The sequence below is a fragment of the Sebaldella sp. S0638 genome, from assembly GCF_024158605.1.
In the GTDB taxonomy this organism is placed as follows: domain Bacteria; phylum Fusobacteriota; class Fusobacteriia; order Fusobacteriales; family Leptotrichiaceae; genus Sebaldella.
In genome coordinates this window covers 1-18,423 of record NZ_JAMZGM010000029.1, presented here as the reverse complement: position 1 = coordinate 18,423, position 18,423 = coordinate 1, and the positions used below count along the sequence as shown (strand labels likewise).

Annotated in this window: 21 protein-coding genes; 2 read left to right on the top strand and 19 right to left on the bottom strand. The window is 34.1% G+C overall.

All coding sequences use genetic code 11. From position 1 onward, the window contains the following. Nucleotides 1-69 precede the first annotated feature (69 nt). The 10 genes from NK213_RS09630 to NK213_RS09585 all read right to left on the bottom strand — a co-directional run bounded on the left by NK213_RS09630 (nt 70) and on the right by NK213_RS09585 (nt 7,902). On the bottom strand, nt 70-876 hold the full coding sequence (locus NK213_RS09630; protein WP_253348742.1) for an N-acetylmuramoyl-L-alanine amidase: 807 nt from the start codon (nt 874-876) through the stop codon (nt 70-72). Between the two features lie 20 nt (nt 877-896). Then, entirely contained in the window at nt 897-1,856 is a 960-nt protein-coding gene (locus tag NK213_RS09625; protein WP_253348741.1) for a type I phosphomannose isomerase catalytic subunit, read from the bottom strand. 28 nt (nt 1,857-1,884) lie between these two features. Then, nucleotides 1,885-2,958 carry a mannose-1-phosphate guanylyltransferase gene (locus NK213_RS09620; RefSeq protein ID WP_253348740.1) on the bottom strand — a complete coding sequence of 358 codons (1,074 nt, stop codon included), beginning with the start codon at nt 2,956-2,958 and terminating at the stop codon, nt 1,885-1,887. Nucleotides 2,959-2,966: 8 nt separating this feature from the next. Continuing rightward, nucleotides 2,967-4,049: an alanine racemase gene (gene alr / locus NK213_RS09615; protein WP_253348739.1), complete on the bottom strand. Its 1,083-nt coding sequence runs from the start codon at nt 4,047-4,049 to the stop codon at nt 2,967-2,969. Nucleotides 4,050-4,216: 167 nt separating this feature from the next. Then, entirely contained in the window at nt 4,217-4,717 is a 501-nt protein-coding gene (locus NK213_RS09610; protein ID WP_253348738.1) for a GNAT family N-acetyltransferase, read from the bottom strand. Nucleotides 4,718-4,903: 186 nt separating this feature from the next. Continuing rightward, nucleotides 4,904-5,047, bottom strand: a complete 144-nt coding sequence (locus tag NK213_RS09605) for a hypothetical protein (protein ID WP_253348737.1) — start codon at nt 5,045-5,047, stop codon at nt 4,904-4,906. Nucleotides 5,048-5,098: 51 nt separating this feature from the next. Next, on the bottom strand, nt 5,099-5,287 hold the full coding sequence (locus tag NK213_RS09600; RefSeq protein WP_253348736.1) for a hypothetical protein: 189 nt from the start codon (nt 5,285-5,287) through the stop codon (nt 5,099-5,101). Nucleotides 5,288-5,463: 176 nt separating this feature from the next. Continuing rightward, entirely contained in the window at nt 5,464-6,837 is a 1,374-nt protein-coding gene (locus tag NK213_RS09595; RefSeq protein ID WP_253348735.1) for an MATE family efflux transporter, read from the bottom strand. Nucleotides 6,838-7,083: 246 nt separating this feature from the next. Beyond that, the gene (locus NK213_RS09590; RefSeq protein ID WP_253348734.1) at nt 7,084-7,461 is read right to left on the bottom strand and encodes a MerR family transcriptional regulator; all 378 of its coding nucleotides are present in this window, start codon (nt 7,459-7,461) and stop codon (nt 7,084-7,086) included. Between the two features lie 72 nt (nt 7,462-7,533). Then, complete coding sequence (locus tag NK213_RS09585) at nt 7,534-7,902, bottom strand: FxLYD domain-containing protein (protein WP_253348733.1); 369 nt, start codon at nt 7,900-7,902, stop codon at nt 7,534-7,536. Between the two features lie 229 nt (nt 7,903-8,131). On the opposite strand from NK213_RS09585, the gene NK213_RS09580 reads away from it, so the two are divergent. After that, the gene (locus NK213_RS09580; protein ID WP_253348732.1) at nt 8,132-8,956 is read left to right on the top strand and encodes a hypothetical protein; all 825 of its coding nucleotides are present in this window, start codon (nt 8,132-8,134) and stop codon (nt 8,954-8,956) included. Between the two features lie 122 nt (nt 8,957-9,078). Here the strand turns inward: NK213_RS09580 and NK213_RS09575 are convergent, their stop codons facing one another. From NK213_RS09575 to NK213_RS09565, 3 genes are all read right to left on the bottom strand, one after another. Beyond that, entirely contained in the window at nt 9,079-10,158 is a 1,080-nt protein-coding gene (locus NK213_RS09575; protein ID WP_253348731.1) for a sodium:solute symporter, read from the bottom strand. Nucleotides 10,159-10,160: 2 nt separating this feature from the next. Further along, complete coding sequence (locus tag NK213_RS09570; RefSeq protein WP_253348730.1) at nt 10,161-10,529, bottom strand: hypothetical protein; 369 nt, start codon at nt 10,527-10,529, stop codon at nt 10,161-10,163. A 222-nt stretch (nt 10,530-10,751) separates the two neighbouring features. Next, nucleotides 10,752-11,273, bottom strand: a complete 522-nt coding sequence (locus NK213_RS09565) for a hypothetical protein (RefSeq protein WP_253348729.1) — start codon at nt 11,271-11,273, stop codon at nt 10,752-10,754. Between the two features lie 168 nt (nt 11,274-11,441). Between NK213_RS09565 and NK213_RS09560 the strand changes: the two genes are divergently transcribed. Continuing rightward, nucleotides 11,442-12,041 (top strand): hypothetical protein, encoded by a 600-nt coding sequence (locus tag NK213_RS09560; RefSeq protein WP_253348728.1) that lies wholly within the window; start codon nt 11,442-11,444, stop codon nt 12,039-12,041. A gap of 66 nt (nt 12,042-12,107) precedes the next feature. Here NK213_RS09560 and cdd read toward each other — a convergent pair whose 3' ends face one another. The 6 genes from cdd to NK213_RS09530 all read right to left on the bottom strand — a co-directional run bounded on the left by cdd (nt 12,108) and on the right by NK213_RS09530 (nt 18,249). Further along, a complete protein-coding gene (cdd, locus tag NK213_RS09555) occupies nt 12,108-12,509 on the bottom strand; it encodes a cytidine deaminase (RefSeq protein WP_253348727.1) in 402 nt (133 codons plus the stop codon). Between the two features lie 26 nt (nt 12,510-12,535). Continuing rightward, nucleotides 12,536-13,237 carry a purine-nucleoside phosphorylase gene (gene deoD, locus NK213_RS09550; protein ID WP_253348726.1) on the bottom strand — a complete coding sequence of 234 codons (702 nt, stop codon included), beginning with the start codon at nt 13,235-13,237 and terminating at the stop codon, nt 12,536-12,538. Between the two features lie 24 nt (nt 13,238-13,261). Further along, nucleotides 13,262-14,911, bottom strand: a complete 1,650-nt coding sequence (locus NK213_RS09545; protein ID WP_253348725.1) for a bifunctional UDP-sugar hydrolase/5'-nucleotidase — start codon at nt 14,909-14,911, stop codon at nt 13,262-13,264. 33 nt (nt 14,912-14,944) lie between these two features. Continuing rightward, a complete protein-coding gene (locus NK213_RS09540; protein WP_253348724.1) occupies nt 14,945-16,123 on the bottom strand; it encodes a phosphopentomutase in 1,179 nt (392 codons plus the stop codon). 113 nt (nt 16,124-16,236) lie between these two features. Continuing rightward, nucleotides 16,237-16,902, bottom strand: a complete 666-nt coding sequence (gene deoC / locus NK213_RS09535; RefSeq protein ID WP_253348723.1) for a deoxyribose-phosphate aldolase — start codon at nt 16,900-16,902, stop codon at nt 16,237-16,239. A 39-nt stretch (nt 16,903-16,941) separates the two neighbouring features. Beyond that, the gene (locus NK213_RS09530; RefSeq protein ID WP_253348722.1) at nt 16,942-18,249 is read right to left on the bottom strand and encodes a thymidine phosphorylase; all 1,308 of its coding nucleotides are present in this window, start codon (nt 18,247-18,249) and stop codon (nt 16,942-16,944) included. Nucleotides 18,250-18,423: the final 174 nt, after the last annotated feature.

Genomic DNA, 18,423 nt, shown 5'->3' with positions numbered 1-18,423 from the left:
AAAAAATTATAAATTTAAAGAGAAAAGGTTACTTTATAAAATATATAAAATAACCTGTCTTTCTCAAATCTATTTTTCTTTTAAGTATCTGTTTACTCCGTTTACTATTCCATTTACTATTTTATTCTGATATTCAGGTGTTGACAGTTTTCTGTCCTCTTCTGGATTAGACATAAAGCCCATTTCAACAAGTGTATTTGTTATTGTTGACCAGTTTGTCCCTGTAAGATCATCTCTGTAGCTTACTCCTCTGCTTTTGGCTCCTGTGGATTTCAGTGTTTCTTCCAATATTATCTTTGAAAATCTGTCGCTTGAAGCCTGTACCTTTTGTGTATACTGATTTTTAGAAGATGAAGTAAGTACGGATACACCAGATGCATTTCTATTTTCCGATCCGTCGGCATGCAGTCTGATATAAAGAGAACACCCGGCTTTATTAGTCATAATTGATCTTTCCTTGTTACTTATATTTACATCATGTGTTTCTCTTGTCATTATTACATTATACCCTTCTGACTCAAGCTTTTCCTTTAATTTCATTCCAATTTCAAGAGTAAGTACATACTCATCTTTTTTTGTAGCCACTCCTGAAGTTCCAGAAGAAACTTTCGGCTTGGTAGTGCTTGAACCAGGGGCTATTTCCTCTTTTCCGTTATTGCCTTTTCTCTGATGACCGGGATCCAGACAGATGCTTTCTTTAGTGCTTCCGGTATTTTTACTTTCACTTACCAGAGGATTTGTCACTTTCAGGCTGTCAGTATTTTCAAAAAAAGAAGTTATATTTTCTTTTGCTTTTTCTCCTGTGTTTCCCATGCACATTACAGTATTTCCCATGATCATAATCAGTAAAAATGCTGTTTTCATAACTTTTCTCATCTTATTATCTCCTTATGATTTTAGATTATCGTTCTAAGCAGTTCCAGATTTCCTTCAATATTTACTTTTACATTCACAGGAACAAGAATAGATTCTCCTTTTTTTATAATAAGCTCTCCATTCTCATATTTTATTTTTCCCTTACCGTCAAGAATCGAGTAAATTATCATACTTCCCTGATTAACATCTTCCTTATTTGTATCATTTATTTTTATTTTATCAATAGTATAGTATTTTTTCTCTACCAGTCTTTTTTCAGTTTCAGAACCCGAAAGATTACCGGAAATAATATTTACTTTCATTCCAAAATCTATTACTTCTGCTGCTTTATCAATATGCAGTTCTCTTTTTACACCGTTTTCTTCTCTGTCAAAATCATAAATTCTGTATGTAACATCTGAATTTTCCTGAATCTCGGCTATAAGTACACTTCCTTCCAGCGACGCATGCACTGTCCCCGGATTAATATCTATAAAGTCTCCCTGTTTCACGGCTTTTACGTCAAACATATCATCGAAGTCATTTTTCTTAGCTTTCTCTACGAACTTCTCTTTAGTCATTCCGTCTTTCATTCCCAAAATCAGCTTAGCATCATCACTTGCTTCTATTACATACCATGATTCGCTTTTTCCCAGTTCATTTTCATGTTTCATAGCATACTCGTCGCTTGGGTGAACCTGTATAGAAAGTCTGTCATTTACGTCAAGATACTTTATCAAAAGCGGAAATAATTCTTTATACTCGCTGTATACTTTTTCCCCTACAAGCTCGCCCTTGTATTCATTCAGCACTTCCTGCAGTGTTTTCCCTGCAAGCTCGCCGTTTTCCACTATGCTCATTCCGTGCGGATGTGCGCTTATCTCCCATGATTCACCAATTTTTCTGCCGTTGGGAATATCCATCCCCAATACATTTTCCAAAGCATCCCCACCCCAGATTTTGTCTATAAAAACTTTTTTAAATCTTAACGGATATAACAATTTACTCACTCCTGTCTATAATATTTTATTATTTATTAATTTTGTCCATCATTTTTTTTATTTCCTGTGTTTTGTCCTTATGGCATATCAGCAGCGCATCCCCTGTATTTACCACTACAAAGTGCTCCAGTCCTATAGTTGCTATTATTTTATCTTCTTTATTTATAATAATATTATCCTCTGAATCAAGCTCATAATAAGTCCCCTCTTTTTCTTCCCTTATTATATTTCCGTCCTTATCCTGCGGAAAGACCTCTTCAAGAGACTTAAAGCTTCCCACGTCATTCCATCCTATATCTATAGGAATTACCTTTACAAGCCTTGATTTTTCCATGACTCCGAAGTCTATGGATATTTTTTCAAATTTACAGAAAATTTCCTTTACATAATCACTTAATTCTATACCGGAAAAATCTTCGTCTTTGAGCTTTTCCTCCATCTCTTCCAGTACTATTTTATGAGAAGGCATATATTTTTTTATTTCATCAATTATCAGATCGGTTTTCCATATGAACATCCCGCTGTTCCACAGAAAATTTCCTTTTTCTATGTATTTCTCCGCAGTTTCAAAATTCGGTTTTTCCCTGAAAGATTTCACGCTGCATATTCCTTCATCTGCACTATTCTTTTTATATTCTATGTAGCCGTAACCTGTTTCAGGATATGTCGGCTTTATTCCCAGAGTTATTATATGATCAGATTCTGCTTTTTCAAAGGCATTTTTCAGACTTTGAAGAAACTCATCCTCTTTTTTTATAAGGTGATCCGAAGGAAGTACCGCCATAATACTGTCAGGATATTTTTTCCTGATTACAAGCCCTGCATATGCTATACATGCTGCCGTATCACGTGCCGTCGGCTCCAGTATTATATTTTCTTCTGGTATTTCCGGTATTTCTTTCTTTATATTTTCCAGATATTTGATATTTGTTGCTATAAATATTTTTTCAAAAGGAATAATCTTCACAATTCTTTCTATAGTTTCCCTGATCATTGATTTTTCAGATACCAAGTCCAGAAACTGTTTAGGTTTATCCTCTGTTGATAACGGCCAGAATCTCGTACCGGAACCTCCGGCCATTATTAAAGCTATTTTTTCCATATATCTCCTTAAACAACGATTCTTTTTATTTTTTTACTTATCTTGGTTATTATATCATCTTGAATTGTACTTGTCCATTTTGAAATATCCCTGAGAGTTATCTCTTCATCACCTGATTTTCCCACAAGAACAACCCTGTCCAAGAGATTTACATTCTCTATTCCGCTTATATCAAGCAAAAGCATATCCATGCAGACTTCGCCTATTACAGGAGCCTTTTTCCCGTTTACCAGTGCATAAGCCCCTTTATTTTCTATCTGCATTTGTATTCCCTGTGCATATCCCATTGGTATTATCCCCACAAGAGTGTCCTTTTCCAGCCTGTTATTCTCGCCGTAAGAGATGTATTCGCCTTTTCTTACATTTTTTATATTTATTATTTTAGATTCGATGCTTATGCATTTTTCGAGTCCGACATCTGTACCCAGAGGCTCCAGACCGTATACAGCCATTCCCACTCTTGAAAAATCAAAGTTATACTTCCCGTCATACTTAAATAATGCAGGACTTGCGGAAATATGCATGAAACCATAATCGACTTCATGTTTTTTTGCCAGACTTAGTATCTTTTCAAATTTTTCAAGCTGTTTTTCAGTATTTTCAATGTTTTCAGAATTTGAAATATGGGAAAAAACTGATTTTATCTGTAATTTTTTACTTTTGATTATATTGCAGAGTTCTTCTGTTTCCTCTATATCAAAGCCAAGTCTGTTCATCCCTGTGTTGAATTTTATGTGAATACCGAGTTCCGATATCTTTTCCCCCAGAATTTCTGTGTATCTGCGAAGCTGAAGCATGCTGAAAACTGATAATTCTATTTTATTTGCCACCGCTTCATCCAGCTTTTCATCTTCTGTATAATTCAGGATAATTATATTAACATCCTTATATATATTTCGTATTTCCATTGCTTCCTCAAAAAAAGCAACGGCATAATACCGTTCCCCTTCATTATATAAAACAGGAAGTATGTTTTCTATTCCAAGTCCGTAGGCGTCGTCTTTTACCACACATATCAGCGGTGTCATACTCCTGATTCTTTTCAAATTTTTTATTATATTTTCTTTGTTTATTTTTACGCAATTCAGCATATTAATTACCTCTTATTTTAATCACCTGTATTTTTTATCTGATATTTAAATTTTATCATATTTCCGCCTTTAATCCAACGTGACATAAAAACTTTCATGTCTGTATACTGCTTTTATCCGGCGAAACAATTAGGATACCTTTATATTTACACTAAAACATACAGCTTTTATTTCAGCTTTTTCCCGAGAATTTCTCCGGGTAATCCATTTATATCACAGATTTTTTCCGAAACAAAACCGTTTTTCAGCAAAACATTTCTGGAAGCTGTATTTTCAGGATCGATAATTGCTGTTATTTTCATCAGCACAGCTGTTTCCTCAGCCTTTTCCATAAGCAGCTTTGTAATTTCAGTGGCATATCCTTTTCCCCAATATTCAGGAAACAGCATGTAACCTGTTTCTGCCTCAGTTTTATTCTCTATATCCAGCACCATTTTTCCGTAACCTATAAAATCTCCAGTTTCCTTCTCAAAAACCATAAAGCTCCCGAAAGACTCATGTTCTTTATTTCCGCAAAGGAGCTTCTCAAATCTTTTCTCTGCTTCTTCACGCTGCAATGCCCTTCCTGTAATCATAGCCATAATATCCGCATTGCTCACAAGCATAAAATACTCCTGAAAATCTTCTTCGGTAAATTTTCTTATCTCTATTCTATACCCTATCTTCATCATCCTCTTTTCAGATTTATTTTAATGATATATTTTAACACATTTTAAGCTTATAGTACAAATAATCTATGTTTCCCATAAAAAAATACCAGCTTTTGATTTTTCATCAGCCGGTATTTCAAATTTGTATATAGAAAATTATTGTGTAAAAAAATGTCAAAAATATTTTATTCAGCTTTTACTGGTTTATACACAACAATGTTCCCTGTAATAGATGTCCTGAGGAGAGTAATTATATTTTTCCAGATGTTTTTCTGCTTCAGGACTTAATACATTTGATATTACTGTTACAGAAAGTGTTAAAAATAAAGTAATTAATAAAATTCTCATAATTCCTCCTATATTTGAATATAAGTTTACTTTACTTAATTTTCCCGTTTCTTAACTTATGCTGTTCTTTATATCACGGTATTTTTGGCAGTTTTCCTTATATTTGCTGTATTTTACACATCTTTGATACTTTCTTTCCAAAGCATCTTTTTTCTGCTTTATTCCCGCCTCTCTTGATGATGCCCCGTAAGATACCAGTGATAATGTTACAGCTGCTAAAACTAATAATCCTTTTTTCATTTCGTACCACCTTTCCTTTATAATGAAGAATTTTTTTACGTTCAGTATATCTCCAAATACTGAACGTTCATTCTATCACCATTTTCTTAGAATTACGTTATAATTTATTACTTAATTAACAAAAATCCCGTGAACATTCGCCCTGCGGGATTTTATATATTATTATTTCAAAAACTTTACAATGAACTTTCACGGATCTTTTGTTCATTTATTTTAGTTCTCAGTTTTTTCAGCCATTTCCACTGACAATACAGAACTGCCGGCAGATAAATAAAATCAGAAACTGTTCTTGAAAGCCATACTCCGTTTATTCCGATCAATACAGGAAGCAAAAACATACTCCCTAATGCAAGTAAAAAATGTCTCAGGAAAAACAGTATACTTGAAGTTTTCGCCTCTTCCACTACCTGAAAAAAATCAACTCCTATAATAAGAATTCCATATACAGGCAGAGAAAGTAAAAATAATATTAATGCCGGTGCTGTCCTGTTTATCAACACTTCATCCTTTACAAATATTCCTGACAGTTCTTTTGAAAAAATAAGTGTAATTATAAGGCATACAATAGAGAAAACAGTGGTAAAACTCACTGATTTAAATAATGCTTCCTCCACACGTCTGTAATTCTTCAATCCGTAGTTATATCCTATGATCGGCTGTGCTCCCTGACTTATTCCCAGAACTACAGAAAATATCACTATCAGATAAGTGTTTAAAACCCCGTAAATCCCGAAATCAAACTCATTCCCATAAATTTTTATCATATTATTTGCCGCAAGTCCCACAAGACAAAGGGAAACCTGAAGAATAAACGGCGAAATACCTATTTTTGTTATCTGATTCAGAATTTTTGTATTTAGCTTAAAGTATTTCTTTCTTATTTTCAAAGAAGATTTTTTTGAATAAGTAAAATGGTATATTACAAGCAGTGCCGCTGCGAGGTTCGATATAAGAGTGGCTATTGCCGCTCCTGCCACACCCATTTTAAATACTATTATAAATAAAGGATCGAGAATTATGTTTATCAATGCTCCTATTATATTTATATTCATTGCAGTTTTGGGATTCCCTTCTGCTCTTATCACACCGGCAAAACCGTATGTAAGAAATGTCATATAACATGTGGGAATCAGATATATCATAAATGATCTGGCATATTCAAAAGTATTTTCCGTTACACCAAATGCATGTAGAATCTGATCAAGAAAAATATAATTTAATACTATAATTATTACTCCTGATGTATTAAAGCATGTAAAGGCATTTCCCAGAATGTGTTCCGCACGTTTCTTGTTTCCTCTCCCCAGATTCAGGGATATATTGGCACTTGCCCCTATTCCTATTAATGATGCAAATGCTATATAAAAGATCATTATAGGAAATGTAGCAGAAACACCTGAGAATTCCAGCTCCCCCACAAATCTCCCTATAAATATCCTGTCTATAACTGTGTAAAGCGCAGCTATCATTCCTGCAATAACCGCAGGAACAGAGAATTCAAACAGCAGCTTTACCACACTGTCATTTCCTAATTTTCCATATTTTTCCATTAAAATCACCTTTCCGTATGTCTTTGGCATTAAAAACCGCACCATATGTCTTTGCTAAAAAATTTTAAGCCACAAAAAAAGACCCAAAAGTGCTTTTGAGTCCTTTTCACTATGACTTTATTTAAAATAATATTTTCTCTCTAAAAAGTATTCTTTATTTTATCATAACTGCTGTATTTTTTCAATATTTTTCAAAATCATACATATTTATTTTAGTAAAGAAAACTTCCCGATGCTCTTCCGACATTATTTTCTGCTTATTTTTTTCTCTATTTCATCATATGTTTTTATTTTCCAGATTAATATCTGCTTTGTCTCCATAAGCTTCTCAATTTCTTCCATTATTTTTTCAAGCTGTTTCGTAAGCATTTTCTTACGTTCACCGGAAGTCTCGTCTCCTTCATATCTGAGATCGGCATATTTCCCTATATCTTTCAAAGACATTTTGGTAGTTTTCAGCCTTTTCAAAAACTCAATCCACTCTATATCTTTCTCAGAATACTTTTTTCTTCCTGATTCATCTTTTTCCAGATGCCTTATCAATCCTATTTTTTCATAATATCTCAGTGTATCTCTGCTTAACCCTGTCATCTGGGAAACTTTTCCTATTTTATAATACTTCATGACTTCTCCTTTCGCATAAAATAATTATACAATATGGAGTTCACTCTATGTCAATTTTAAAATTTATAATAATTAATATGTTGTTACTTCTGATTCATTTATATCACATCTTGACGGTTCGCCGCTCTCCTGATACTCAGCCCTGAATTTCCACTCTCCGCCGGCATCTATGGATTCCACACTGTCAAAAGCATTTTCCAGTTCCACTCCTTTTTTATCATAACATGGAATTGAAATCTCTGTGTACCCTTTCTTTTCTCCCATATTTTTTAATTTTCCCAGCACTGTAAATTTTCCCGAATCATTAATGCCCATTTTTACATCTTTTATCTCATATCCATCACCTGAAGGCTGGTTTTTTTCCTTGCCGGAATGATTGCACCCTGCTGTCAGCACTAGTAACACAGTAATTACTGAAATCAACATTTTTTTTCTTTTCAAATTTTTTCTCCTTTTTGTAATATAATAATTAATGTTTTATTTATATAAAAATTTTCTGTTATATGTAAATTATCTTCATTTTCTTAATTTATATATTATAACATTATTTCAAACTGTTTAAAATAAGTATTTAAACTATATAAAATTTACTTTCGACATTTTTTTCTTCTTTATTTATTGACAATTTATTCTAATTACTGTTAATATTAAAATAAACAAGAGGTGAAATATGACAAAATTTTACAGCGAAGTTATTCTTTATTTTTTCATTTACTCTGTTATGGGCTGGTTATGGGAAACGGTTTACTGTTCCCTTAAAGCAGGAAAATTTGTATACAGAGGATTTTTGATCGGGCCCTATTGTCCGATTTACGGTTTTGGAATTATAATGGTTTTATATTTTATAGAACCATTCCATAACAATCTGGTACTTTTGTATATTTTTTCCACAATTATTGTAACATTACTTGAATTCTTTACTTCTTACTTTCTTGAGAAAATTTTTCATACTACATGGTGGGACTATCATAATGTACCATTTAATATTCAGGGAAGAATAGCACTTCCTGTTTCTGCATTCTGGGGAGTGGGCTGTGTTTTAGTGGTAAGGGTTATTCATCCGTTTGTGACGAAAATAGTGGAAACTCTGTATAATTCTTTCAATATCGCTGTTCCTGCGGCAATATTATGTATAATGGCTGCGGATACTGTATTCTCATTGCTTAATATGTTTTCACTGCAAAAGTTTCTTTTGGATTTTCATACCAAGCTGGAAAATCAGTCAAAAACTCTGAAATCATCAATAAAAGTCAGAGCCCAGCATTTTAATGATTTTATAGAATCGGAAACCATTAAAAAGAATGAACTTAAAGAGAAAATAAAAGAAAAAAGAATACATGAGAAAGAGAATCTGGAATTAAAATTAAGCATGAGAAAATTGAGATTCAACGAAAAAAGAATATTGAATTCCTTTCCAAATATGAAATTAAAAAGATTATCAGAATTAAAAAATCCGAGAGATTTCTTGTTAAAATTAGATAAAGTCAAAAAATAATACTTTTTAAAATTTATATACAGCCTTTTTATGTTATAATTACGGTTTTAAAGGCTGTATTTTTATTATAAGAAAAGCTGTTCTGCATATTTCATGCAAAACAGCTTTTTGTGTTGCCTATATTAAAATTCTTCTTCCCCGACAAGCTCAGTGCTGTTCTTTTTATTTGGAAACAGGAACGTAAGTATGAAAAATGCCAGAAAACTAACTACCAGTCCTGGTATTATCGGTTCCTTTAATCCAAAAATTGTTATTTTGTTTATCTCCACATATAATGTGATAAAACTTCCCAGTAATAATGAAGCCACTGTTCCCACAGCCGAAGCCTTTTTCCAGTAATGCCCCATTACATAAGGGAAGAAAGCTCCCGCTGCTCTTAAAGTAAATGATAATGTCAGAAGCTTTATGAGACTGCCTCTGTTCATAAGAGCAACAATCATAGCTAGAAAGCCTATTATAAGCATTGTTATCTTTGTTACTCTCATTACCTCATTACTTGTAGCATGGGGTTTTATGTATATTTTATATATGTCATTCCCGAATATTGATCCTGCTCCCAGTAAATCAGAATCTGCACTTGACATTGTTGCTGATATTATCCCTGAAAATAAAAGTCCTATTACGAGTGACGGCATTGTATGCATTGCCAGCAGCGGAAGTGCATATTTCGGTCCGTCTTTCATTATCATATCTTTTGGTATTGTTCCGTTTGTTACCAGTGCAAGTGTAATCAACCCGAGAACTGTGGGGATAAAAGCATATATTATATTAATTAATCCTGCAAGCAGTGATCCCTGTACAGCTGCTTTGTCGTCTCTTGCCGCATAATACCTTGACACTGCTTCCTGTCCCACGGTAAATGATGCAAGATACATTACAATTAATGAAATTATGGTTTTGGGATTAATACTGCTGTTTACCATATTAAATTTTTCCTTTGGCAGTATTGCAACAACATTATCCCATCCGCCTACAGTCTTCAAGGCAAACGGAATTGCAATCATCATACCGAATACTATCAGGAATACCTGTACAAAGTCTGTAAGTGTCACGCTCCAAAGTCCGCCCATAACCGCATAGATTGTCACCACGACAGCTACAAGAACTACAGCCATTCTGTAGTCCATACCAAGCATTACCGATATAATTGTAGATGAGGCTATGAACTGTGTTGCTGTGAGACCTATAAGAGGGATTATCATAATTATGGAAGTAATAGCTCCGGAACTTTTCCGTACCTTCTTCTAAAATATTCAGGAACGGTTTTTACCATTGACTGTCTGAATTTTGAACCTAAGAAGGTAAGAAAACCAAATGTTATTGCCATAGTGATAATATACCACGAAGCTCCCATTCCCCAATCGCCGTAAGCTTTTTCCACTACACCCAGCGAGCTTCCCCCGCCTATTTCAGTAGCTGCCAGTGTACCTGCCATCAGTACCGGCCCCAGTCTTCTTCCAGCTACCATAAAGTCCTCATTGCTTGATATCTTTGTGTAAGAATACCACCCGATAAAAAGCATTGCAATTAAATAAACCACAACAATTATAATAACAGTATAATTTATTGCCATCTAACCACTCCTCTGCTTTTATTTTGAGCGAAAAAAAATTCACTCACATTTATTTTTACCACTTTTTTTCGAATTGTCAACTCTGTTTTTAATTTTTTAATTAATTAATTTTTTTCATTTTATATAAAATCTACATTTTTCAGTTAAATAAAAAATGGCACCTACATCTATGCATTGCCATTTCTCATATTAAACTTCTCATAAAATACTCCATAAAACTTTTTAGATATCCTTTCTCGTTTTTTCTCTTTCGATATGTTGAATACGTTCTATTTCTCTTTCTTTCTCAGCTTCAAGCTTTATTTCTTCTGCCCCTTTATAATAAACCGTAAAATAATATGCCGGATCATCTTTCATAAGAAAGACATAAACCTCTCCGTCATCGCTCTTATGGAATAATCTGCTTATTCCGCCTTCTTCGATATATTCAAATTTCATCCCGTATTCCTGCTCAAATTTTTTCATTATTTCCAAAGCAGTTTTAGAATCTACATCACTTGCTCCATACCATGAGATTAGTTTATTATCCAAAAATCTCAGACCGGTTTCAGCAAACAGAACACCTGATTTTTGTATATTCTTATATGTGTAGCATACTGTCCCGCCGCCGCAGTCGGAAGTTTCATAGCTTGTACCGAAATATTTCAGTGCTTCTTCTTTTCCGGTTCCCCATTTTATATCTCCAAAACATGGAAGTACCAGAATCAGAAAACCCAGAAAACAAAGCAGATGTAATTTTTTCATATTACCACCTCCATATTAATATTCTAACATTTATTCTAATTTATTACAAAAAAAATATTTTAAAAATAGAAATTTTTTTCAGAATATATCTTTAATTTTTAATCACTTACAAAATTAAGAATTATATGTTATTATATAAAATATAATTTTTTTTAAATGGGGTGAACTATGTTTAATTTATTCAGAAAGAAGAAAAATGAAACTTTGGAAAAACGCTATGTTCTTACAGAAACAGAGGTCGAAAATTTTGGCTTTCAAACCCATTGGGCTGTAATAAAATCCAAATCGGCGAAAAAAGTCCTTGAGGTACTGAATAATATAGAAAGTATTAATAAAGATAATATCGGTATCATAACTGACACACATTCGGATATGATAATTATAAATGACCGTCATCTGGAACTGTGTAAATTAAATAGAAATTGGGAACTGGAATTTGATGACTTAAGAGAATTAAGCCGTCATTTTGACACTGTATATTATTTTTTAACTCACACAGTATCAGATGTTTATGGATGGTTCAAATTTGAAAACAATGAAATTATAAGAGGTTTTTATACACTTGAAATGAAAGTGCCTCTGGATAAAGGAGAAAAAACAAAAGAAGAGAAGGATTTCAATATGAACTATTCCGTAGCAGATGAACCCGAAGACTGTGTTCTTCCTGATGAAGAAGATGTCATGGATATAGCAGAAGCATGGACGCTGAATCCTCTGTATCTAACAGAAATTACCGGAGTCAAAGCTTATCGTATAACAAAAGAATAAAATTAACATAAAAAACTGTCTCATTTTCAGTGATTATTCTGAACAGAGACAGTTTTTTCCTGTATATTAAAGCTTAAACGAATAAGGAAGCAGGTCTTCCATACTGCATATTTTATATTCTCTTTTATAATTCGATAATATTATTACCGTATTCTCATCTGCAAATTCCAGCATAAACTGTCTGCATGCCCCGCAGGGACTGATAGGTTTTTCGGTATCACCTGTAACCACCAGTGTTTTTATCTTTTTCATTCCATCTGTAACAGCAGTAGTAATAGCGTTTCTTTCAGCACAGAGAGATAATCCGAATGAGGCATTTTCTACATTTACCCCTTTGAATTTTCTTCCGTTCTCATCTATAAGCACCGCTCCTACAGGAAAATGAGAATAATTAACATAAGCCTTTTTCGAAATTTCTATAGCTTCATCTATAAGCCCGAGAATTTCTTTTTCAGATAAGTTTGTCATAAACTCTCCTTATAATGTTATATTTTTTAAAGAGTACCTAAAGCCATCTCTATCATGTCATTAAAAGTTTTTTCTCTTTCTTCAGACGTTGTAGCTTCACCTGTTACCAGCGAATCGCTGATAGTAAGAATTGCAAGTGCATTAACATTATATTTTGCACCAAGTGTGTAAAGCCCTGCTGCTTCCATTTCCACACACAGAATACCAAAGTCTGCCCAGTGTTTCCAAGCATCTTTATCATCACCGTAGAAAGTGTCACTTGACATTACATTCCCTGCTTTGAATTCTATCCCTTTTTCTTTTGCAGCAGCTGTAGCCTTTGCGAAAAGTTCATAGCTTGCAGTAGGTGCAAAATTAGCTCCTCCGGGGAATCTAAGGTTATTTATGTTAGAATCAGTAGAAGTAGCCATTGCCACTATGATATCTCTTATTTTTACATCTTTTTGGTATGAACCGGCACTTCCTATTCTTATCAAATTTTTACATCCGTATTCAGTGATTAGTTCAGTGGCATAAATCGAGATTGAAGGTATTCCCATACCCGTTCCCTGAACAGATACTTTTTTTCCTTTATATGTTCCGGTAAATCCCATCATTCCTCTTACATTATTATACTGCACAGGATTTTCCAGATATTTTTCTGCTATATATTTTGCTCTGAGCGGATCTCCCGGAAGCAGTACTGTTTCTGCTATTTCCCCTTTTTTTGCTGCTATATGTACACTCATTTTTTCCTCCTGTTTTTTTTATGTTTATTCAATTCCTATTACTTCCCAGTAACCATGTGCCTTACCGTCTATTTTACCTTTTTTTACATCTCTGATATATCTGATAGTCATATTTCTGATAGTTCCTTCTTCTTCACCAAATGCAGTTTTAGAATCCCAGATAGGATTTACTCTTCTGCCTTCCAGCGGTCCGCCTTTCCCTACCAGCATTTCATATCTGTATGCATTTAATCCTACTTTTATCTTCATATCATCAGTTACTTTTTTATTACCTTTTACCAGTCTAAGGTCTTTTATTCTGTTCCCCGGAGCTTCTCTCAAATCTATTTTATACTTTACTCCGCCGAACATATCATATGTCATGTACTTTGATGCACCTCTTACAGGATCATATCTGTAATCTTTATCTCCCGGTTTCACAGTATCAAAATATGCTGCCGACCATTCCATATAATCTTTCAGATCCTTACCTGTAAATTCATATACTGTAGTTTCCCCGGAAGTATACTGGTAATTGTTGGCTATATCTTTTTTCTTGATATCACCTTTGTTAAGCACTGCTTTTTTATTATCCACAAGGAATGAAACTACATCAGCCTTACTGTAATAAATCTGTACATCACCAAATAATGTCGATAATCCTGAATCTTTCATATAAATAGAAGGTATTCCGTGTACCAGCACCTGCGGCACAAGGTCATTTGCAGTTTCTCCTACTTTTATATTTGCATCTTTAATTAATATTTCGCTGTACGGAGCATATATCTCCTCTACTTTTTTATCTGATTTTTCACTGTTTACACTTATAGTTTTTGCATCTTTAGCTACCAGTGTCTTTTTACCTTTGTTATCCACGTTAAATTTCAGATCAACTACCGAAATTGCAGCTCCGTATCTGTAAGGCTCAGTTATTATAGTACCGTTTACTACCTGTTTACTTACATTTTTATGCTCATGTCCCGCTATAATTACATCAATCCCTGATACTTCATTTGCTATGTCTACTACACCTGTTCCCGGTATATTATTTTCATTTGGAAGTCCCATATGTGCAAGAAGTATTATTACATCTGCACCCTGCTTTTTCAGATTCTGAACTTCTTTTCTTATCTCATCTGCAGGCATTGCAAATCTCATATCCTTAACATTTCCTGATTCTTCTTCAAACTGTTCTACCAAAGGAGTGGTTGCACCTATTATTCCTACTTTTATTCCGTCTACTGTCATTATCGTACTTGGGTCCAGATATCTTTCTCCGGTTTTGTAATAAATATTGGCTGACAGAACTTTTCCGTTAAACTGCTTAAGCACTTTGTCCAAAGCATCCATACCAAAGTTAAATTCATGGTTCCCCGGTATGATTATGTCGTACTTCATTTCGTTTAACGCTGTCATTGCCGGATGCTGAGGTTCATTAATGAACTTTTCTATATAATTATCCTGAATTATATCTCCTATATCTACTACAATAACATTTTTACTGTTTTGTCTGTAATCTTTTATTATTTCCGAAATCTGACTGTAAGATCCCGAAAAGTCTGCTTTATCTGTGGAATAATTCCACGGCACCATTCTTCCGTGTACATCTGATGTACCAAGTATGGTAATATTAACCTCTTTCCCCAATAAAACTACCGATAACAACATCGATAAAAAAATCATCATCTTTTTCATCTAACCACTCCGTTTCCTATATTAAATATCATATTAATCCAAAATAATATCAGCAAAACTTCCTTTTGTTTTATTACCAAGCAAAATTTCTTCTATTGTTGCCGCTATATCTGTAAAACTTTCTCTTGTACCGATATTTACACCTTTTTTCACATGTTTACCGTAAATCAGTATTGGTATATACTCTCTTGTATGGTCTGTTCCTTTATATGTAGGATCATTTCCGTGGTCTGCTGTTATTATAAGTATCTCGTCATCACGAAGATTTTTCTCTATTTCAGGAAGCCACTTATCAAATAATTCAAGAGCATTTTTATATCCTTCTGTATCTCTTCTGTGACCGTAAAGCATATCGAAATCAACAAGGTTTGTAAATATAAGTCCGTTTGTATCTTCTTTTAATGCTTCAAGTGTTTTTTTAATTCCGTCAAGGTCATCTTTATTTGTCTTTCTCGTATCAGTGATTCCTCTTCCGGCGAAAATATCATAAATTTTTCCTATTCCTACTACATCCTTACCAGCTTCACTTAATTTATCCAGTACAGTTACACCCGGCGGCTGTATCGAAAAATCATGTCTGTTTGATGTTCTTTTGAATTCTCCCTTTTTCTGTCCCACAAACGGTCTTGCTATTACTCTTGAAACAGGCGATTTTTTATTGCATATTTCAAGTGCTATTTCGCAGGCCTTATATAGTTCTTCCAAAGGTATTATTTCTTCATTGGCAGCAATCTGAAAAACAGGGTCTGCTGATGAATACACTATCCATTTACCTGTTTTCATCTGTTCTTCACCACAGTCTTCTATTACCACAGTTCCAGAAGCAGCTTTATTCCAAAGCACTCCTCTGCCTGTTTTTTCCTCAAACTCTTTTATTACTTCCTCTGAAAAGCCCTGCATATAGTTAGGAAATGGTCTCTCAAGGATTACTCCCGCCATCTCCCAATGTCCTGTAGTAGTATCTTTACCTATTGATACTTCTTTTGCTTTTCCGTATGCTCCGTCAGGACTGTTATTCGGTGCTACACCTGTGATATCAGTAATATTCCCGAGTCCTATTTTCTGCATATTTGGAAGATCAAGTCCTCCTGTTGCTTTTGAAAGATTTCCCAGTGTATTGGAACCTGTGTCTCCGAAATCTTCTGCATCTGGTAATTCTCCTGCCCCCACACTATCTAATACTATTAGTGTTACTCTGTTTATTTTGCTCATTTTTTTACCTCCCTGCTTCCTGACAGCTAATACAAATATGTCTGTATAAAGTTAAACTTTCTTGTGAAATCAGCATTTGATTTACTTTGCCGACAAAATGACGCTGAAAAAGATTAATAATCATTTTCTCCTACTGCTTCACCTTCGATAATTTTTACTCCTGAACTTGTTCCAAGTCTTGAAGCACCAAGTTCTACATATTTTTCAGCAGTTTCGTAATCTTTTACCCCTCCGCTGGCTTTTACTTTTGCATTGTCTTTTACTACATCTTTCATTAATTTTACATCTTCGAAAGTAGCTCCTCCTGTACCGAATCCAGTAGAAGTTTTTACGTAATCTGCTTTGGCATTTAATGCAAGCTCGCAGGCTTTTTTCTTTTGATCGTCAGTAAGATAACAAGTTTCTATTATTACTTTTAATACATTGTCTCCTATTGCCTTTTTTATTTCTCTGATGTCATTTTCCACATATTCATAATCACCGTCTATCAGCTTTCCGATCTGAATAACCATATCTATTTCTGTTGCACCGTCTTTTACAGCCTGTTCAGCTTCAAAAACTTTTGCCTTTGTAGACATTGCACCTAACGGAAACCCGATAACCGCTGCTATATTTACACCTGAATCCTTTAATTCTTCTTTTGCATAAGGTACATAAGACCCGTTTACACATACTGCATAAAAATTATATTTTTTTGCCTCGTCGCATATTTCTTTGATTTCAGCTTTAGTAGCCGTTGCTTTTAATAATGTGTGATCAATATACTGATTTATTTTCATTTTTCCTCCTAATAAAAAATTTAGTTTTATCTCTGTTTCTTAAGCTTCCAGAATTTCAAAAATAATTTTTGGTTTTTCTACTTTTTCCTTGCTGAATTTGTATGCACCCAAAATCATTTTTTTCGAATTGTCTGCATACTTACTATCATTATAACAGATTTTAGCTATAACGTCGCCCTTTTTAACAAAATCTCCTACTTTTTTCAAAACAAGCACTCCGACACTGTGATCTATCTCGTCTTCTTTTGTTGCTCTTCCTGCACCTATTATCATTGCAGCTTTTCCTATCTCTTCTGCAAGAATCTGGCTGACATATCCTTCTTCCTCTGATTTTACCTCAAGAGTTCCCGAATATGCAGGAAGCAGTGAATAATCATTTACTATTTCAGGATCTCCGCCGCTTTCTTTTATAAATAGTGCAAATTTTTCAAGGGCACTTCTGTTGTCTACTACTTCTTTTACCTTTACCATTCCTTCTTCAAGGGTATTAACATCGCCTTTCAGCTTTAATGCAAGCGCGGCAATATTATAAACAAGTTCCGTAAAATCTTCAGGACCGTTTCCTTTCAGTGTTTCTATTGCTTCTATTACTTCATTGGCATTCCCTACAGCACATCCCAAAGGCTGATCCATGTTACTTATTACTGCTACGATCTTTCTGTCAAAACCTTTTCCTATTTTAAGCATAGTACGAGCCAGTTCTACAGCGTCAGGAAGTGTTTTCATGAATGCTCCGTTACCTGTTTTTACATCCAGAATAATTGCATCAGAATGAATTGCCAGCTTTTTACTCATTATACTGCTTGCTATAAGGGGAATACTTGCTACAGTGGCAGTAACATCCCTTAATGAATATAATTTTTTATCAAGAGGTACTATTTTGTCACTGTAGCCCATAAGTCCTATTCCTGTCTTATTTGCTATTTCTATTACTTCTTCTTTAGTATTTGAGAATCTGAAACCTTTTATCGCCTCAAATTTATCAATTGTTCCTCCTGTATGCCCCAGACCTTTTCCGGAAAGCTTTGTACTTCCCATTCCCAGTGCTGACATTATCGGCTCAAGTGCTATTGTTACCTTATCTCCTACACCGCCTGTACTGTGTTTATCCACATGGAATCTTGCCAGTCCGTCAAAATCAATTACATCTCCGGAATCTCTCATTTCTTTTGTGAATTCCAAAAGTTCTGCATCAGTCATACCGTTAAAATATACCGCCATTAAAAATGCCGCCATTTGATAATCAGGTATTTCCTCATTCAGATAATTGGATAACAGAAAACTAATCTCTTCATTTGTAATTTCTTTTTTGTCTCTTTTCTTTTCTATAATGTCTACAGCTCTCAAAAATATCACCTCTTTCACAAAAATTATTTTATCTCAAGTTTTATATCTCTATTGTTTCTCATAAGGCTGTCCCGAAGAAGCCGGTGCCTTTGCTTTTCCTACGAATCCTACCAGTGCTAATAATGTCAGTACATAAGGGATCATTGCCAAAAACTGCTGCGGAAAATTCGGATA

Bases quoted from the DNA above. Each gene is read 5' to 3' on its own strand.
- NK213_RS09630 (WP_253348742.1), bottom strand. From the start codon at position 876: ATGAGAAAAGTTATGAAAACAGCATTTTTACTGATTATGATCATGGGA.
- NK213_RS09620 (WP_253348740.1), bottom strand. From the start codon at position 2,958: ATGGAAAAAATAGCTTTAATAATGGCCGGAGGTTCCGGTACGAGATTC.
- alr (WP_253348739.1), bottom strand. From the start codon at position 4,049: ATGCTGAATTGCGTAAAAATAAACAAAGAAAATATAATAAAAAATTTG.
- NK213_RS09610 (WP_253348738.1), bottom strand. From the start codon at position 4,717: ATGAAGATAGGGTATAGAATAGAGATAAGAAAATTTACCGAAGAAGAT.
- NK213_RS09605 (WP_253348737.1), bottom strand. From the start codon at position 5,047: ATGAGAATTTTATTAATTACTTTATTTTTAACACTTTCTGTAACAGTA.
- NK213_RS09600 (WP_253348736.1), bottom strand. From the start codon at position 5,287: ATGAAAAAAGGATTATTAGTTTTAGCAGCTGTAACATTATCACTGGTA.
- NK213_RS09595 (WP_253348735.1), bottom strand. From the start codon at position 6,837: ATGGAAAAATATGGAAAATTAGGAAATGACAGTGTGGTAAAGCTGCTG.
- NK213_RS09590 (WP_253348734.1), bottom strand. From the start codon at position 7,461: ATGAAGTATTATAAAATAGGAAAAGTTTCCCAGATGACAGGGTTAAGC.
- NK213_RS09580 (WP_253348732.1), top strand. From the start codon at position 8,132: ATGACAAAATTTTACAGCGAAGTTATTCTTTATTTTTTCATTTACTCT.
- NK213_RS09575 (WP_253348731.1), bottom strand. From the start codon at position 10,158: ATGATAATCCCTCTTATAGGTCTCACAGCAACACAGTTCATAGCCTCA.
- NK213_RS09570 (WP_253348730.1), bottom strand. From the start codon at position 10,529: ATGGCAATAAATTATACTGTTATTATAATTGTTGTGGTTTATTTAATT.
- NK213_RS09565 (WP_253348729.1), bottom strand. From the start codon at position 11,273: ATGAAAAAATTACATCTGCTTTGTTTTCTGGGTTTTCTGATTCTGGTA.
- NK213_RS09560 (WP_253348728.1), top strand. From the start codon at position 11,442: ATGTTTAATTTATTCAGAAAGAAGAAAAATGAAACTTTGGAAAAACGC.
- cdd (WP_253348727.1), bottom strand. From the start codon at position 12,509: ATGACAAACTTATCTGAAAAAGAAATTCTCGGGCTTATAGATGAAGCT.
- deoD (WP_253348726.1), bottom strand. From the start codon at position 13,237: ATGAGTGTACATATAGCAGCAAAAAAAGGGGAAATAGCAGAAACAGTA.
- NK213_RS09545 (WP_253348725.1), bottom strand. From the start codon at position 14,911: ATGAAAAAGATGATGATTTTTTTATCGATGTTGTTATCGGTAGTTTTA.
- NK213_RS09540 (WP_253348724.1), bottom strand. From the start codon at position 16,123: ATGAGCAAAATAAACAGAGTAACACTAATAGTATTAGATAGTGTGGGG.
- deoC (WP_253348723.1), bottom strand. From the start codon at position 16,902: ATGAAAATAAATCAGTATATTGATCACACATTATTAAAAGCAACGGCT.